General features: G+C 61.9%; 14 protein-coding genes. 7 read left to right on the plus strand and 7 right to left on the minus strand.

Annotated elements, in window-relative coordinates; all coding sequences use genetic code 11:
- The first annotated feature begins 201 nt into the window (after nt 1-201).
- Entirely contained in the window at nt 202-780 is a 579-nt protein-coding gene (locus HALAL_RS0115165) for a DNA-3-methyladenine glycosylase I (RefSeq protein ID WP_025274812.1), read from the plus strand.
- On the opposite strand, the gene HALAL_RS0115170 is transcribed toward HALAL_RS0115165, so the two are convergent.
- Nucleotides 773-1,720, minus strand: coding sequence for a heme o synthase (locus HALAL_RS0115170; RefSeq protein ID WP_025274813.1), 948 nt, complete (start codon nt 1,718-1,720; stop codon nt 773-775). The two genes, HALAL_RS0115165 and HALAL_RS0115170, sit on opposite strands and share 8 nt — an antisense overlap.
- 273 nt (nt 1,721-1,993) lie before the next feature.
- Here HALAL_RS0115170 and tkt point away from each other — a divergent pair, with 273 nt between their 5' ends.
- The 6 genes from tkt to pgl all read left to right on the plus strand — a co-directional run bounded on the left by tkt (nt 1,994) and on the right by pgl (nt 10,242).
- Nucleotides 1,994-4,060 carry a transketolase gene (gene tkt / locus HALAL_RS0115175; RefSeq protein WP_029768108.1) on the plus strand — a complete coding sequence of 689 codons (2,067 nt, stop codon included), beginning with the start codon at nt 1,994-1,996 and terminating at the stop codon, nt 4,058-4,060.
- Between the two features lie 212 nt (nt 4,061-4,272).
- Nucleotides 4,273-5,394 carry a transaldolase gene (gene tal, locus HALAL_RS0115180; protein ID WP_029768109.1) on the plus strand — a complete coding sequence of 374 codons (1,122 nt, stop codon included), beginning with the start codon at nt 4,273-4,275 and terminating at the stop codon, nt 5,392-5,394.
- Nucleotides 5,391-6,998 carry a glucose-6-phosphate isomerase gene (locus tag HALAL_RS0115185; RefSeq protein WP_025274814.1) on the plus strand — a complete coding sequence of 536 codons (1,608 nt, stop codon included), beginning with the start codon at nt 5,391-5,393 and terminating at the stop codon, nt 6,996-6,998. The genes tal and HALAL_RS0115185 overlap by 4 nt, the downstream gene beginning before the upstream one ends.
- 4 nt (nt 6,999-7,002) lie before the next feature.
- The gene (zwf, locus tag HALAL_RS0115190; protein ID WP_025274815.1) at nt 7,003-8,535 is read left to right on the plus strand and encodes a glucose-6-phosphate dehydrogenase; all 1,533 of its coding nucleotides are present in this window, start codon (nt 7,003-7,005) and stop codon (nt 8,533-8,535) included.
- Between the two features lie 14 nt (nt 8,536-8,549).
- Nucleotides 8,550-9,494, plus strand: coding sequence for a glucose-6-phosphate dehydrogenase assembly protein OpcA (locus tag HALAL_RS0115195; protein WP_025274816.1), 945 nt, complete (start codon nt 8,550-8,552; stop codon nt 9,492-9,494).
- Nucleotide 9,495: 1 nt separating this feature from the next.
- Nucleotides 9,496-10,242, plus strand: a complete 747-nt coding sequence (gene pgl / locus HALAL_RS0115200) for a 6-phosphogluconolactonase (RefSeq protein WP_025274817.1) — start codon at nt 9,496-9,498, stop codon at nt 10,240-10,242.
- Between the two features lie 73 nt (nt 10,243-10,315).
- Here pgl and HALAL_RS0115205 read toward each other — a convergent pair whose 3' ends face one another.
- The 6 genes from HALAL_RS0115205 to whiA form a co-directional block, all read right to left on the minus strand.
- On the minus strand, nt 10,316-10,663 hold the full coding sequence (locus tag HALAL_RS0115205) for an RNA polymerase-binding protein RbpA (protein ID WP_025274818.1): 348 nt from the start codon (nt 10,661-10,663) through the stop codon (nt 10,316-10,318).
- A 392-nt stretch (nt 10,664-11,055) separates the two neighbouring features.
- The gene (gene secG, locus HALAL_RS0115210) at nt 11,056-11,304 is read right to left on the minus strand and encodes a preprotein translocase subunit SecG (RefSeq protein WP_025274819.1); all 249 of its coding nucleotides are present in this window, start codon (nt 11,302-11,304) and stop codon (nt 11,056-11,058) included.
- Nucleotides 11,305-11,595: 291 nt separating this feature from the next.
- Nucleotides 11,596-12,384, minus strand: coding sequence for a triose-phosphate isomerase (tpiA, locus tag HALAL_RS0115215; protein ID WP_029768111.1), 789 nt, complete (start codon nt 12,382-12,384; stop codon nt 11,596-11,598).
- Nucleotides 12,385-12,388: 4 nt separating this feature from the next.
- Nucleotides 12,389-13,585, minus strand: a complete 1,197-nt coding sequence (locus tag HALAL_RS0115220) for a phosphoglycerate kinase (protein ID WP_025274821.1) — start codon at nt 13,583-13,585, stop codon at nt 12,389-12,391.
- A 20-nt stretch (nt 13,586-13,605) separates the two neighbouring features.
- Nucleotides 13,606-14,604, minus strand: coding sequence for a type I glyceraldehyde-3-phosphate dehydrogenase (gene gap / locus HALAL_RS0115225; protein WP_025274822.1), 999 nt, complete (start codon nt 14,602-14,604; stop codon nt 13,606-13,608).
- 328 nt (nt 14,605-14,932) lie between these two features.
- The gene (whiA, locus tag HALAL_RS0115230; RefSeq protein ID WP_025274823.1) at nt 14,933-15,919 is read right to left on the minus strand and encodes a DNA-binding protein WhiA; all 987 of its coding nucleotides are present in this window, start codon (nt 15,917-15,919) and stop codon (nt 14,933-14,935) included.
- Nucleotides 15,920-15,930 lie beyond the last annotated feature (11 nt).

Genomic DNA, 15,930 nt, shown 5'->3' on the forward strand with positions numbered 1-15,930 from the left:
GCGACGATCGCTCCTCACGACCGCCTGTGCCGCCAGTTTCGTCAGCGGCGGACGACCGGGTCCCGCACAGTGCGACCGCCGGCCCGGCCGACCTTTCTCCGTTTCCGGGTCCGGGTATGTCGACGTGGCCGGGCACAGCGGTATCGTCAAACCCGTACCGACCGGAAGACCGTGCTCGACGTGTGAAGAGAGAGGAACGATATGTCAGACGCGATAGTGGGAACCGACGGACTGGCTCGATGCCCGTGGGGCGCGGAACCGGAGATCTACCGCGTCTATCACGATCGGGAATGGGGACGTCCGGTGCACGGCGACGACGCCGTCTTCGAACGACTGACGCTGGAGGCGTTTCAATCCGGCTTGTCGTGGTTGACGGTCCTACGCAAGCGCCAGGCTTTTCGAGACGCCTTCGCCGGATTCGCGATCGAGAAAGTCGCCGCCTACTCGGACGACGACGTTGTGCGACTGCTGGGCAACGCCGACATCATTCGCAATCGCGCGAAGATCGAAGCCGCGATCGTCAACGCTCAGGTGGCACGGGACCTCGACGGCAGTGTGTCGGAACTGGTCTGGTCGTTTCAACCCGATCATCCCCGCAGCCGACCGCGTACCTTCGCCGAAATCCCGTCGACGACACCGGAATCCACTGCACTTGCCAAGCGTTTGAAAAAACTCGGCTTCCGCTTCGTCGGGCCGACCACCTGTTATGCCATGATGCAGGCGATCGGCATGGTCGACGACCATCTCGTCGACTGTCACCGCAGTGGCGCGATCACATGAGGAAGCTGTCCACCAGCACGGTCAGGAAGAGGATCGACAGGTAGCTGGTAGACCAGTGGAACAGGCGCATGGGCTTGAGTGGTTCATGACGTTTGACCCGACCAAGCAGGCGATGGGATTCGAGAACGAACAGTCCCCCGGTAATAATCGCTACCGCCAGGTACAGCCAGGTCGCCCCGAGAGGGAACGCGAGGAGGGAGATCGCCAGCGTCGCCCAAGCGTAAATCACCGATTCCACCGCGACCCGCTTCGGACCCGCCACTGCGGGCAGCATGGGAATACCGGCGGCGGCGTAATCGTCTTTGAACTTCAAGGCGAGCGCGTAAAAGTGCGGTACCTGCCAGAAGAACACGATTCCGAACAGTACCCAAGCCATCCAGTCCATATGACCGGTGACGGCGGCCCAGCCGATCAAGACGGGAGCCGCACCGCAGGCTCCGCCCCATACCGTGTTGTAGGGGGTGGTGCGCTTGAGCCAGATGGTGTAGACGATGTCGTAGTAGAAGATGGCGCCGAAGGTGAGCGCGGCCGGTAGAGGTCCGACGGCGGCGAGCATTCCCCCGACGGCCAGGGCACCCAGAATGATGCCGAAGATGAGCGCGTTTTTCGGCGGTATGGTGTCCTTGGCCAAGGGGCGGCGCGAGGTACGCCGCATCAGCTGGTCGATGTCGCGGTCGATATAGCAGTTGATGGCGTTGGCGCTGCCTGCCGCCAGGGCTCCGCACAGTACGACGATGACGACGTTCCAGAGGGACGGGAGCGCGTTGTGTTCGGCGCGGGCGGCGACGAACATGGCGGGGACGGTGGTTATGAGGAGGAGTTCGACGATACGGGGTTTGGTGAGTGACACGTACCCGGAGACGCGTTCACGAACGGTGGGTGTTTCGGCCTCGGAAGTGGTGCTGGGAGGCTCGATCAGGATTTTGGGCTGCTCGCTCATCACCGGTTAGATTACTGGCGTTGACGGTGTGTGCTGCGCCCGGGTCAGGTTCACCACCTGCGCGATCGATACCTGACGGTTATTCGTGTCCGGCTTCACAGAGGTTGACCGGCCACAGTGCGGACAATTGACGGTCGTCGCGGAGCACAGTGGGTAATGTCTAAGCGTAATGTGTGCCCGAATCGGCTCCCAGGCGGTGTGCACGAGCCTGGCGATGCAAAAACGGGGATACTTGCTCTACAGCTGTATGGCAAGAATTAGAGGAGATGAACAGTGGCACAGTTTGAGTGGACTGACATAGATCAGCGTGCCGTGGACACCGTACGTGTCTTGGCCGCTGACGCAGTTGAGAAGTCGGGTAACGGCCACCCCGGCGCGGCCATGGCCTTGGCCCCCGCGGCGTACACCTTGTTTCAGAAGGTGATGCGCCACGATCCAACCGATACGTCCTGGGAGGGACGTGACCGATTCGTGATGTCGGCCGGGCACTCCTCGCTCACCCCCTACATTCAGCTGTACTTGGGCGGTTTCGGCCTGGAGCTGGAGGATTTGCAGAGCCTGCGGCAATGGGGCTCGCTGACGCCGGGTCACCCCGAGTACGGACACACCAAGGGTATTGAGACCACGACCGGACCGCTCGGTCAAGGCTTGTCCAATGCGGTCGGGATGGCAATGGCCGCCCGCCGCGAGCGCGGCCTCTTCGACCCGGATGCTCCGGCCGGTTCCAGCCCATTTGACCACCGTATTTATGTTATTGCCTCGGACGGGGACGTCCAGGAGGGCGTCACGCACGAATCGTCCGCTCTGGCCGGGCACCAGGAACTGGGCAATTTGATTCTGATCTACGACGACAATCAGATTTCCATCGAGGACAACACGGACGTCGCTTTCTCGGAGGACGTCGCGAAACGTTACGAGGCCTACGGCTGGCACGTGCAGACGGTGGACTGGAAGTCCGGTCAGGAATACCGGGAGGACCCGCGCGCTCTCTACGAGGCGATTCAAGCGGCGCAGGCGGAAACCGGCCGTCCGTCCATGATTCGGTTGAAGACCGTCATCGGTTGGCCGGCTCCCCATAAGCAGAACACCGGAGCCGTCCACGGTGCGAAGTTGGGTGCGGAGGAATTGGCGGAGACGAAGAAGGCTCTCGGCTTCGATCCCGAGGAGTCGTTCGCGGTCTCCGATGAGGTATTGAATCATACCCGTGGCCTGGTCGAACGTGGCCAGAAGGCTCATGCCGAATGGCAGACCAAGTTCGACGAGTGGGCGGACGCGAACCCTGAGCGCAAGGCGCTGCACGACCGCTTGTGGGCGGGGGAACTTCCGGAACTTGACGAAGTACTGCCCGTTTTCGAGACCGATGCGAAAGGTATCGCCACTCGTGCGGCTTCGGGCAAGATCCTCAACGCCCTGGCTCCGGTACTGCCGGAACTGTGGGGTGGATCGGCCGACCTTGCCGGTTCGAACAACACGACGATGGAGGGCGAGCCGTCCTTCTTGCCGCAGAAGTGGCAGACCGAAAAGTTCCCCGGCAATTCTTATGGCCGTACGCTGCACTTCGGAATTCGCGAGCACGGTATGGCCGCGGTTCTCAACGGAATCAAGGTGCATGGACCGACACGCCCGTACGGTGGGACCTTCCTGGTCTTCAGCGATTACATGCGTCCCGCTGTCCGTCTCTCGGCGTTGATGCAGCTGCCGGTGACCTACGTATGGACCCACGACTCGATCGGTCTGGGTGAGGACGGACCGACGCACCAGCCCGTGGAACAGCTGGCGGCATTGCGAGCCATGCCCGGACTCGACGTAGTACGCCCCGCCGATGCCAATGAGACCGCGGTGGCATGGCGGACCATTCTGGAAAACACCGACCGCCCGGCCGGACTCGTGCTGACGCGTCAGGCGGTGCCGACGTTCGACCGTTCGACCTTCGGTAGCGCAGAAGGAACCGCCAAGGGTGGCTACGTTCTGCGAGACACCGAGGGCACTCCCGACGTCATTCTGATCGCCACCGGCTCGGAGGTGCACTTGGCTATGGAGGCCGCCGAGGCGCTCGGTTCCGACGGTATCGCCGCGCGTGTGGTGTCCATGCCGTCGCGCGAGTGGTTCGACGCGCAGGATGCCGACTACCGCGAATCCGTACTGCCCGCCAATGTCACCGCTCGCGTCAGCGTGGAGGCGGGTGTGGCAATGCCGTGGCGTGATCTTATCGGCGATCGCGGCGTGGCCGTCGGTTTGGAGCATTACGGAGCTTCCGCCCCGTATCAAAAGCTGTTCGAGGAATTCGGCATCACCACTGACGCCGTCATCGAGGCGGCGCGTTCTTCGCTGGCCAAGTAGCCGCTCATACCGAGCACGAACGAATCGACGGGGTTTCCACTGGATTGGGAACCCCGTCGACTGCATCCGGTAGGGTGCCGACGCCCGGGCGACATACGGTTGTCCCAGGCGGAACGATTACTGAAATTCCATCACCGCGCGGTCAAAGCCTGTGATGATAAATAATGGTTGCATACCAACTTCCACGTGCGCATTCAGGAAGGATGCAATAGATGGCTGCCAATAAAAATCTTGCCGCTCTCTCCTACGAAGGAGTGTCGGTCTGGCTCGACGACATTTCGCGCGACCGACTGCGAACCGGAAATCTCGCCTCGCTCATCGCGGAGATGAGCGTCGTGGGCGTCACGTCCAATCCCATTATCTTCGCCAAGGCGATCTCCTCCGGCGACGCCTATGAACAGCAACTACGGGACCTGGCCACTCGCAATGTGAGCGTGGGTGAGGCGGTACGCACCATGACCGCCACCGACATCCGCTGGGCCTGCGACGTCCTTCGCACCGTCTACGATACGACCGCCCACGTGGACGGACGGGTGTCCCTAGAGGTCGACCCCCGGTTTGCCTATGACACCGAGGCGACGATCGCCGAGGCCAAGTACCTCTGGTGGTTGGTGGACCGCCCCAACCTCATGATCAAGATCCCGGCTACCGAAGAGGGACTTCCCGCGATTTCGGCGGCCTTGGAGGCCGGAATCAGTGTCAACGTCACTTTGATCTTCTCTCTGGAGCGTTATCGCGACGTCATCGACGCCTTCATGACCGGTCTGGAACGCGCTAAGGAGGCCGGTCGCGATGTTTCCGAGATCAAATCGGTCGCCTCGTTCTTCGTCTCCCGCGTCGATTCCAAGGTCGACGGACAATTGGATCAGATCGGTTCCGATGAGGCCAAGGCTCTGAAGGGGCAGGCCGCCATTGCCAATGCCCGACTGGCCTACCAGGAATACCTCACCGCTTTCGATACGCCGCGCTGGCAACGGCTGGCCGATAGGGGTGCCACGGTCCAACGTCCGTTGTGGGCCTCCACGTCCACCAAGGACCCTTCCTACCGCTCGGTCATGTACGTCGAGGATCTGGTCGCCGCCAATTGCGTCAACACCATGCCGGAGGCGACAATGGAATCCTTCGCAGAAGAGGGGGAGGTAACGTCGGGGACTATTACGCCGTTCTTCACGGACGCCGCTGACGTCCTTTTGCGACTGGAAAACCTCGGCATCGATTACCACGAAGTCGTGACCTCCCTTGAAACCGAAGGCGTCCAGAAGTTCATCGACCCTTGGGTGGAACTTCAGGATAAGGTCCAGGAAGAACTCGACTCGCATCGGAGTGACAAATGACCGACATCATGGAAGCCGCCGGCGGCGTTGCGGTCACCACGCACGTGGACGCAGGCACGGGAGTAGAACGCTTGCGCAGCGACAACATCCCCCAGAAGGTTCTGGAAGGCGACGCCGGGCTATGGGGCGACGAGGCACGTGACGAGGCCGCCGTCCGATTGGGGTGGACCAATACCTTCAATTCCTCGATCGATCTCATCAAGCCCCTGTCCAAGCTGAAGGCGGAGTTGGCGGAGCTGGGGATCGATCGCATCGCCCTGTGCGGCATGGGCGGCTCCTCGCTCGCTCCCGAAGTCATCGCCCGAACCTTGGATTTGAATCTACAGGTGGTCGACACCACCGACCCCGGGCAGATCATCGCCGAACTCACCGAGGAATCACTACGTCGCACGGCGGTCGTGGTGTCGTCCAAGTCGGGCACCACCGTCGAGACCGATTCGCAGCGTCGCGCCTTTGAGGCCGCCTTTCGGGGAGTGGGAATCGACGACGTGGCCCGACGCTTCGTCTTCGTCACCGATCCGGGATCGCAATTGGAGCGCCTGGCCAACGACCAAGGGTCACCGGTGTTCCTGGCCGATTCTACAGTGGGTGGACGGTATTCGGCGCTGACCGCCTTCGGTCTGGTTCCCACCGCCTTGGCCGGAGCCGACATCGCCACTCTTATCGCGGAGGCCCAGGAATTCCACGCCGCCGTGGAGGGCAACGAGGACAATCCCGCCGTGCTTCTGGGAGCGTTGATCGCTCGACGCCATACTCTCACCGTCGCCGACGACGGTTCCGGAATCGCCGGACTCGGAGATTGGGCCGAACAGCTCATCGCCGAATCACTCGGCAAGGACGGCAAGGGAACCCTCCCGGTGGTCCTCGAACATCCGGCGGCTCCCGGTGCTCGGGGGACCGACCGCTTCTACTGCACGGTCGGCGGCGCCATTACCGGAGCCACACCGTCCGGATCGCAGCTGGCAACCCCGGACTTCACCGTCAACGGGCCGTTGGGAGCACAATTCCTCTGCTGGGAACTGGCGACGGCATTCGCCGGCTACCTCCTGGAAATCGATCCGTTCAATCAACCCAACGTCACCGAATCCAAGGACAACACCAAAAAGCTGCTGGCCGACGGTCTGCCCGATACACAACCCACGGCGGTGGACGGCAGCATTGAAATATACGGCGGTCAAGCGTCCAATGTTTCGGCGGCGCTGGGTGAACTCCTGGTCGATGCCAACGCTCCCGACGCGTATCTCGCCGTTATGGCCTATCTCGACCGATTCGACGACGCCGAGGTAGCCGCGTTGCGAACCGAACTGAGCGAGCGGACTGGGGCACCGGTCACCTTCGGTTGGGGCCCGCGTTTCCTACACTCGACCGGACAGTTCCATAAGGGTGGGCGTCCCACCGGAGTGTTCCTGCAAATCACCGGGGCGATCGGTGAAGACCTCACCGTCGAGGGCCGTGAGTTCACTTTCGGCCGGCTCCAGGCCGCCCAAGCGGCCGGTGATGCCCAAGCCCTACAGGGGCGAAATCGGCCGTTCATCCGACTGCATCTGACCGATCGCAAACGCGGTATCAACCAACTCCTTAACGCTGTAAGGGAGCTGAGCTAGCATCATGTCCGATAGTTTTTCCGCCAACCCGCTTCGCGATCCCCGCGATAAACGACTGCCGCGTATCCCAGAGCCCTGTGCGCTGGTCATCTTCGGGGTCACCGGCGACCTGGCGCGGAAGAAACTTATTCCCGCCATCTACGACCTGGCCAACCGCGGACTCCTTCCGGCGTCCTTCGTGGTACTCGGCTTCGCCCGCCGGGTCTGGGGAGACGACACCTTCGAAGACGTGGCCCGCGAGGCGGCGATGGAACACGCCCGCACCCCGTGGCGCGAAGAGGTCTGGAACCGGCTCAATGGACATTTCAAGTTCATCCAGGGGACCTTTGAAGACGACGAGGCGTTCGACCGTCTCAACGACGAGCTCAACGCACTCTCGGAGTCTCACGGGATCGCCGGAAACGCCGCATTCTACTTCTCGATTCCACCGGCGGCGTTCCCCGTCGTGCTCAACCAGCTCGAGCGCACCGGAATGGCCGACAATTCGCACAGCGGTGGATGGCGTCGTGTGGTGGTGGAAAAACCGTTCGGACATGATCAAGAATCGGCACAGGACCTCAACACCCTGGTCGACCAGGCCTTTACTCCGCAAGACGTCTACCGAATCGACCATTATCTGGGCAAGGAGACGGTGCAGAACATCTTCGCATTGCGATTCGCCAATGCGATGTTCGAACCGATCTGGAACTCGAACTTCGTCGATCACGTCCAGATCACCATGGCCGAAGACGTCGGTATCGGCACCCGCGCCGGATTCTACGATTCGGCCGGGGCCGCGCGAGACGTTCTGCAGAACCACCTCCTCCAGCTATTGGCCATCACCGCGATGGAACAACCGGTGGGCTTTGAAGCGGAGGAGATACGCACCGAAAAACTCAAGGTCCTGCGCGCCGTCACCCTACCCGACGACCTCGACGCCGACGCCATCCGCGGACAGTACGCTCCCGGCTGGGTCGAGGGCAAACCCGTCGCCGGGTATCTCGACGAGGACAACGTCCCCGCCGAGTCCAGCACCGAAACCTACGCGGCCGTCAAGCTCGGCATCCAGAACCGACGCTGGAACGGCGTCCCTTTCTATCTCCGCACCGGTAAACGACTTCCCAAGCGCACCACGGAAATCGCCGTGATCTTCAAAGAAGCGCCGCACATGCCGTTCGCGGACTTCGACACCCAGATCCTCGGCCACAACCAATTGGTCATCCGCGTCCAACCCGACGAAGGCGTGACCGTCAAATTCGGTTCCAAGGTCCCCGGTACAGGTATGGAAATTCGCGACATCAACATGTCCTTTTCCTACGGTGAAGCTTTCACCGAATCCAGCCCCGAAGCCTACGAACGGCTTATCCTCGATGTACTGCTGGGCGATAAAACGCTCTTTCCCGATGCCGCCGAGGTGGATGCCTCCTGGCGCATCATCGATCCGCTCGAGGAATACTGGGGCACCACCAAACCGGAGCGCTACGCCGCGGGCAGCTGGGGACCGGAGAAGGCCGACCTCATGCTACACGCCACCGGACGGCGTTGGCGGCGTCCGTAAAGGAAGGACGAACCATGCAACTGACAGACACCTCCACCGGCGAGATCATGGACACCCTCGCCGAGGAGTTGCACGCCGTAGGGGGCTCTTCCTCACTGGCGCTCAACCTGATCGTCTTGGCCACCGAAAACGAACGCTCCGCGATCGAGGAGGCCACTCGACAGGCCGCCCAGGAACACCCGTATCGCCTCATCATGGCGATTCCCCGCTACCCCAACAACGAGACCCCGCGCATCGACGCGGAAGTCGCCATCGGCGAATCGGGGGGCGCGGCAGAGTCCATTGTGATGTACCTCGACGGTCCCGTCGTTCGCAACCTGACCTCCCTCATCCTCCCCATGCTGGCACCGGACATTCCCGTCGTCACCTGGTGGCTGGTCGATCCGGTCCGATTCCATCTGGAGGAAGAACTCAAAATATTCTCCGATCGCCGGATCACGTATTCGGCGCTGACACCCGACCCGGTGGATTCGCTGTATCGCCGGTCCATCGGCTACAAGCCCGGCGACACCGATATCTGCTGGACTCGCATCACGCTGTGGCGCTCCCTCATCGCCAGTGCCCTGGACGGACTCGGGCCTTGCCATGTGGAATCGGTACGTCTGCGGGCCGATCGGCAGGATCCCAGTGCGCAGCTATTGGCGGCATGGATAGGTTCCCGACTCAACCTGGAGACCGAAGTTCAGGACACCGAGGTGACGGTCAACGCCCCGAATCTACCGGCCATCGCCGGAGTCGACCTCACGCTCAATGACGGTCAGAAGATCGAGATCGACCGTTCCCCCGATGGGGAGACGGTTCTGCGTCAGGCCGGACTCGCCAAACGGACCGTGACGCTCCAGGGACGCAGCCTGGGCCAGTTGGTGGCCGAGGAACTGCGTATTCTCGAACCCGACCAAACCTATCGATCGGTACTAGACCGGTTTGAACTCGATTACCAAGCTCAGAATAGAGGTTGACATGAGCTCCGACCGATCCGTGGTCGTCCATTCCGATGCCGAAGAACTGGCCACCGCAACCGCAGCGCGTCTCATCAATACTGTGGCCGACGCACAGGCCGACCACAGGCCCGTCCACATCGCCCTCACCGGCGGACGCATTGCCGCGACGGTCTATCGCCACGTTCTGGAATCGCCGTTCCGCACTGCGGTGAACTGGAATCAAGTGCACTTCTGGTGGGGTGACGAACGATTCCTGCCGTCCGGTAACGCCGATCGCAATGAGACCCAAGCACGCGAAGCCTTTTTGGACGCTTTGGAGATCGATCCCGAACACGTCCATCCCATGCCCGCCGCCGACGCGGTGGACACCGTCGAAGAGGCCGCGGCGGTTTACGCCGAAGAGCTGAACGTGGCGGGACACGAATCCCGCGTCATGCCGCACTTCGACCTCATTCTGCTCGGTATCGGCGAAGACGCTCACGTCGCTAGTCTGTTCCCCGGCCACAAGGTGTTGGACGAGAAAGAGAAGTCAGTGGTCGGCGTCCGCACTGCTCCTAAACCGCCGTCCGAACGTACGACCCTCACCTTTCCGGTCCTGAACTCCGCCACCGAAGTGTGGGTGATCGCCTCCGGCGGCGGCAAAGCCGAAGCCGTCTCCTCCGCCTTGGAGGCCGACGACGTACCCGCCGCGCAAGTCAACGGGCGTACTACTCGTTGGCTCGTCGATCGTGACGCGGCCGGCGATCTGCACCGCTTCGATTTCTAACACCGTCTGCGATTACTAGACAACCGCGTATGTGTGCGGAGCGACCGATTCGGTCGCTCCGCACGGACATGGTTCAACGCCGTTCACCTCGGGCGGCCGCCCGGGCCGCCAGGGCTTCAGCGAGGATGTCCTCAGCCTCCTCTTCGGTACGACGCTCACGTACATAGTCCAGATGCGTTTTGAACGGCTTGATCACCGGTCGCGCGGGTGGATTCAATGCGTCGATACCGGCGGGCCAACCGCACCGCCGACAGTCCCATTCGGTAGGAACGTTGGCGTGAGGCGCAAAATGCCTTATCGTACGGTGGCCGTTGGCGCACCAGTAGTCGACGCGTTGATGTCCGACGGGTTCGCCGCGTTCGATATGCAGGCTTGGGGTGGCTCCGATGCGAACTCCTCGGATGGCTTGACCTTGGGTCATTCGGGTGGGCTCCTTGTAGGACGGAATCGGGATTTACGGTGATCCTTCGGTGCCGACCGTCGATCGTGGTTCATGGCTTTGACGTCCAAGTACGAATGTGGAACGACGCTCGTAGTCCAGTGCGGGGAAACACGCTGCACGGCTGCGAAACCGAACATCCGGTCCGCAATCGCATTTGTATCGATCTACAGTCACACCTCGAGGCTGGTCAATCACCAAGTCTTGATATTATATGACATATTGCACATAATGTAAAGGCATTGAGCTCGCATCGGCCCCGATTTCGCTCTCTGGATTCCTTTCCCCTCAAATCCCTCAAAACACAACGAAGCCGACGACACCGGTCATGGTGTCGTCGGCTTCGTTGTGTTTTGACCAGGTGGTTCGAACCGTCAGTTGGGCATGGCACCCAATACCAGCCCGTAACCGACAATCGCGGCAAACCAGATAATGCCGACCCCGACGGTGATACGGTTCAGATTTCGCTCGGCGACCGATGAACCGGTAGCCACCGAGGACATTCCGCCTCCGAACATACTGGAAAGACCGCCGCCTTTACCTTTATGCAAAAGCACGAGCAGAATGAGGAGTCCGCTGGTGATTAGCAGGAGAACCAGCAGGGAATAGGCCAAGACCGTCATATTCTATCGACTTCCTTCTCGGTCACACGAGGACTGTGGGGTTTCAGCTCCGCACCGCAATATGTCGTCGAGGATGGCACCCTCACCACGTACTGAAAACAAATCCGGGCCGATTCTATCCCATGGGGTACACGGCCCGCATCGTGGGTTTCCTCAGCTAGGCGGTGAGCGGTATCGCCGATGAGGTGAACTCTCGACCGATGCCGCTCACCGAACAATCGTGACGCGACGGCGATGCCGGACAGGCCTCCTGCGTCGCGTCACGTACTGAGAATCCTTGTATACGGAGAGCTAGGCGGAGGTCGAGCGTGCGCCCACCACGATTTTCGCGAACTCGTCCGCGTCCAGGCTCGCACCGCCGACCAGGGCGCCGTCCACGTCTGCCTTCTCCATAATGCTGGCGCAGTTGGCTCCCTTGACCGAGCCTCCGTACAGGACCCGGACCTTGGCGGCGACGTCGTCGCCGAACTTCTCGGATACCGCCCCACGAAGCGCGGCGGCGACTTCCTGAGCATCGTCCGGAGTCGCGGTGCGGCCGGTGCCGATGGCCCAGACCGGCTCGTAGGCAACCACCACGGTCGCCATTTCCTCTTCGGTCAGTCCTTCGACCGCGGCCTTCAGCTGCCCGACGGTGTGGGCCACGTGGTCGCCCGCCTCCCGAACCTCCAGAGGCTCACCGACGCATAGAATCGGGCTCATCCCGTTGTTGAGAGCCTGGCGCACCTTCTTGCCGACGACCTCGTCGTTCTCATTATGATGCTGCCGGCGCTCCGAGTGGCCGACACAGGCATAGGTGCAGCCCAGCTTGGCCAGCATCGAACCGGACACCTCACCGGTGAAGGCCCCGGCGGTGTGCGCCGATACGTCCTGAGCCCCGTAAGTGAGACTGAGCTTGTCGCCGTCGATGAGGGTCTGTACCCCGCGAATGTCGACGAACGGCGGCAGTACCGCCGCTTCCACGGCTTCCAAATCCCCGTCATTGAGGCTGAAGGCGATCTTCTGCACCAGAGCGATGGCCTCAAGGTGGTTGAGGTTCATCTTCCAGTTGCCCGCGATCAACGGTTTACGTTCACTGCTCATAATTTCAGTTCTCCAGTACTTCCAGGCCGGGGAGGGTCTTGCCCTCCAGATATTCAAGGCTGGCGCCACCACCGGTGGAAATGTGGCCGAAATCGTCTTCCGGCAGACCCAGTGTCCGCACCGCCGCGGCGGAGTCGCCTCCGCCCACTACGGTGAACGCCTCCGAGTCGACCAGTGACTGAGCTACGGCCTTTGTGCCCTTGGCGTATTCGGGGAACTCGAAGACTCCCATGGGACCGTTCCAGAACACCGTGGCGGCCGTATTGATGCGGTCGGCGAAGACACGAGCCGAGTCGGGTCCGATGTCGAGGCCCATCCGATCGGACGGGATCGAGTCGGCGGTAACCACTTGCGGTTCGGCCGAAGCGGAGAATTCGGCCGCAGAGGCCACGTCGACCGGCAGGAGTAGCTCCACACCCAGCCGGGCGGCCTCTTCCAAGTACCGTTGACAGGTTTCGATCTGGTCCTTCTCCAGAAGAGAGTTCCCCACCTCATGACCTTCGGCCGCCAGGAAGGTATAGGCCATTCCACCGCCGATGATCAGAGTGTCGACCTTGGACAGAAGATTTTCGATGACGGCCAGTTTATCGGATACCTTGGCACCGCCCAAGATGACCACGTACGGCTTATCGGCTCCACCGGTGAGGCGCGACAGCACCGACACCTCGTTGGAGATCAAAAATCCGGCGTAATGCGGAAGCATTGTGGCGACGTCGTATACGGACGCGTGTTTGCGGTGAACGGCACCGAAGGCGTCGTCGACGTACACGTCGCCGTAGGCGGCCAGTTCACCGGCGAATTCGGCCCGCTGCGTGTCGTTTTTGGAGGTTTCACCGGGATTGAACCGCAGGTTTTCGAGCAGCAGGACGTCACCGTCGTCCAAGGCGGCGTTCTTCTCGTCCGCATCGTCACCGACCGTATCGGTGGCGAACGCGACGGTGGACTCCAAGACCTCACCGAGACGCCGTGCGACCGGTGCCAGCGAGTACTGCGGGTCAGGTTCACCCTTGGGTCGACCAAGATGCGAGCACACCGTCACCCGCGCACCGGCGTCCGCCAGTGCCTTGATGGTGGGAGCGACGGCCCGAACGCGACCGTCGTCGGTAATCGTGGAACCGTCTAGAGGCACATTCAGGTCGGCGCGCAGAAGCACGCGCCGACCTGAGACGCCCTCCGACAGGAGTTCGTCGAGCGTTTGCATGGTAGTCGAGCTTACCGTCCTTATCCGACCAGCTGGGCCAGGCCGACGAGACGATTGGAGAAGCCCCACTCGTTGTCGTACCAGCCGACGACCTTGACCTGATTTCCGCCGATGACCTTGGTCAAGCCACCGTCGATGATGCAGGAGTGCGGGTCGGTTTCGATGTCCTTGGAGACGATCGGGTCTTCGGTGTAGGACATGACGCCCTTGAGGGGGCCTTCGGCGGCGGCCTTCAGGGCGGCGTTGACCTCTTCCTCGGTGACCTCACGCCCGGTCTCGAAGGTGAGGTCGGTGGCCGAACCGGTCGGGATCGGCACGCGCATGGCGAAGCCGTCCAGCTTGCCTTCGAGTTCGGGAAGAACCAGCGAGACCGCCTTGGCGGCACCGGTCGTGGTCGGCACGACGTTGAGGGCCGCGGCGCGAGCGCGACGCAGATCCTTGTGCGGACCGTCCTGCAGGTTCTGGTCAGCCGTGTAGGCGTGAACAGTGGTCATAAGACCTTTTTCGATTCCGAAGGCGTCGTTGAGCACCTTGGCCATCGGGGCGAGGCAGTTAGTCGTGCAGGACGCATTGGAAATGACGTTGTGGTTCTCGGGGTCGTACTTGTCGTCGTTGACGCCCATGACAACGGTGATGTCTTCCTTCTTCGCCGGAGCGGAGATAATCACCTTTTTGGCACCGGCGTCCAGGTGCGCCTTGGCGGCGTTCGCATCGGTGAAGAAACCGGTGGATTCGATGATCACATCGGCGCCCACCTCTTTCCACGGCAGTTTGCCGGGGTCTTTTTCAGCGAACGCCTTGATGGATTTTCCGTTGACGACGATTTCACCGTCGCCCACCTCGACGTCGTAGGGCAGACGGCCCAGGATCGAGTCGTATTTCAACAGGTGAGCAATAGTGTTTGTATCACCGAGGTCGTTGTAGGCTACTACTTCGACGTCGGCCTCCGAGGCGAGAACCGCCCGGAAGAAGTTACGACCAATGCGGCCGAAGCCGTTGACACCAACGCGGATGGTCACGTGCCCATCTCCTTGCTATTAAAGGCAATCGGATAATTCTTCGACATGACCGCACCGTTGTCCACCGGCGAGTTCACGACGGCGGACCCGCTTGCGGCATGTCCCACAGATTTGTGGCGCCCATGTACTGGGCAATAATTGCCGGCCTCGTCGCCGAGCACTCTTTAGACCCTACTCCGCTGATATAACGTACGGGAGCAGATAGGCCACCCCGATCATGTCACACTTCCCACAAGGAGCGACCTCACCCCCCGGTTCGTGATACGGCCGACCACACCATCGACGCATGGTCTGCGGGGCGGGCGTCGAAAGTACCGACGCGCCAGGCTTATGCGGCGAGGATGTCGTCTTCGTGCAAGGCCTCGTCGGGTCCCGGTCGCCCCTCGTCGGCGGCCCGTTTGGTCGCCAGGGAGATCAACCGCCGGATCCGTCCGGCGATCGCGTCTTTGGTCAAGGGGGGATCGGCCAGGGCGCCCAGTTCCTCCAGCGAGGCCTGCCGGTGTGCCACGCGCAGTTTTCCGGCTTCGGCGAGGTGTTCCGGGGCGTTGTCTCCCAATATCTCCAGGGCACGGGTCACCTTGGCAGCGGCGGCGACGGCGGCCCGCGCCGAGCGGCGCAGGTTGGCGTCGTCGAAGTTGGCGAGACGGTTCGCGGTGGCCTTGACCTCGCGACGTACGCGGCGTTCTTCCCACCGCAACACGCAACCGTGTGCACCTAGGCGGGTCAGAAGATCGGCGATCGCGTCACCGTCGCGTATCACCACCCGGTCGACGCCGCGTACGTCACGGGCCTTCGCCGTGACGCCGAGCCTCCGTGCGGCACCGACGAGGGCAATCGCGGTTTCCGGACCGGGACAGGTGATCTCGAGAGAGGAGGAACGCCCCGGTTCGGTCAAGGAACCACGGGCCATAAAGGCCGCTCGCCAAGCCGCTTCGGCACAACACGGATAGGCCCCGACGATATGGGCGGGCAGACCGCGAATCGGATATCCGCGCGCGTCGGTAAGTCCGATCTGACGGGCATAGGCGCTTCCGTCCGCCAAGACTCGAAGCAGATAGTGGTTCGTACGCCGCAGACCGGCCGCTACCAAGACCTGCAGTTGAGATTCATAGTTGTACAGCTCGGCGATGAAACGATTGGCGCGCCGCGCCACCGCGCCCGAATCCACCTCCGCCTCCACCATGACGTGAGCCCCCTCCACCAGATGAATGCCGCCGGAAAAGCGGAAAAGAGTCCCGAGTTCAGCTCTCTGACAACAGGATTTGGTGGTCTCTACTCGACTGAGCTCATCTTTGACCTCTGCGGTCATTGCCATAGGGAAGCACC

The organism is Haloglycomyces albus DSM 45210 (assembly GCF_000527155.1).
In the GTDB taxonomy this organism is placed as follows: Bacteria; Actinomycetota; Actinomycetes; order Mycobacteriales; family Micromonosporaceae; genus Haloglycomyces; species Haloglycomyces albus.